Genomic DNA, 1559 nt, shown 5'->3' with positions numbered 1-1559 from the left:
AGTCAAGTCCAAAATCCTGTGTAAATTAAGTTACAATGTTTTTTAAATACAAGGCAGAAGATTCAGTCAGAATTACCAAGCTATAGAAAAACAAGCATCTTTATACAATTTGATATGGAGGGGCGAGTATGGTAGCCTCCGTGGCACAGCCAGGTTCCTTTTGTACCTGGCTTCTGGATTGTGGAACCATACTCGCTAGAGGCTCCATGTCAAATTACCTAAATGTGTGAGTTTATTTATATTTTTACTGTAAATTGGTGTGCTTGGTAATTTGTAAGTACATTTAGTTTCTTTCATAAATGAATCTTCGATTACCTTTGTCCATGCTTTCATCTAGATCCATTAAAATAGCACCTATTAGTCTGAATGCAGAGTCTTGATTAGGGAAAATGCGAATCACCTTTTCTCGCCTTCTGATTTCTTCATTTATTCTTTCTAATGCATTGGTGGTGCGAATATGCTTATGCGTGTTTTTAGTTTCGGCATAATATTGAACGGCATCTTCATACCCGTTATCTAGTGTATCAATAACCTTTTCAAATCGTTTATCATCCCCATACTTCTCGATGAATTCATTTTTAAGTGTTCTAGATATTTCAGCCGTTGAAGCCCTAAATATTTCTTTTAGATGTTGTCTAGCTTCCACCGTATTCTTTTTGGGCATATGGTCCATGATATTGCGTAAAAAGTGGACTGTGCAGCGTTGCCAGCTTGCCCCAAGGAATTTTTCCTGGATAGCTGATTTCAAACCTTCATGAGCATCTGAGATTACTAGTTTTGGAGATTGTAATCCCCTATTAATCAAAGATTCAAAAAATGTTTTCCAGTTTTCCTTTGACTCTTTATTAGCTATTTGAAAACCAATAATCTCACGCTTATCTTCTGTATTAACGCCCATGGCAATGTATACAGCTTTTGAAACTACTTTGTGGTATTCACGAACCTTAATATACATAGCATCCACGTAAAGATAGCGGTAATATTGGTTATTTAATCGTCTTTCAACCCATTCTTTTACAACAGGATCTAACTGTTTCATTAAGTCTGAAACCGTTGATTTAGACACGGTTTTATCGCATAATTGTTCAACCACCTTCGTTACCTTCCGGGTTGAAACACCGTTAACCACCATTTCTATCATAGAAAGTATTAAAGCTTGATCATTTCGCTTATATTTTTCGAAAACATCCGTTTTGAAATTACCACTTCTAGTGCGAGGTACTTTCAACGAAATTGTACCGATATTCAAAGCAAAATCCCTTTGGTAGTATCCATTACGATAATCTTCTCGTTCTGGATCCCTTTCATGGGAGTAGTTTTGCATATATTGATTTCTTTCCATTTCCATGTATTGATTAAGAACAATAACAATCGTAGATTTAAGTACATCATTTAAGCTAGATTGCATTACTCCTTCTTTCAGTTTATCAAAATCTAGTGTAAAATTAAGTTGGGTCATCATCAATTCCTCCTATTACGATATTTTTGTGGTTAAAAACATTGTAACATGGGGTTGATGATTGGCCCTTTTCTTTTTACACAATTATACGGGCTTAATC

The 1559-nt window shown here is 35.3% G+C and carries 1 protein-coding gene; it reads right to left on the bottom strand.

Annotated features, from left to right (window positions below; all coding sequences use genetic code 11):
* Positions 1-283 precede the first annotated feature (283 nt).
* Entirely contained in the window at positions 284-1459 is a 1176-nt protein-coding gene (locus D8M05_RS19950) for an IS256 family transposase (protein ID WP_121134872.1), read from the bottom strand.
* Between the last annotated feature and the right edge of the window lie 100 nt (positions 1460-1559).

Source organism: Oceanobacillus bengalensis (assembly GCF_003628445.1).
Classification (GTDB): Bacteria; Bacillota; Bacilli; order Bacillales; family Amphibacillaceae; genus Oceanobacillus; species Oceanobacillus bengalensis.
This window is presented reverse-complemented; position numbering and strand designations above follow the sequence as displayed.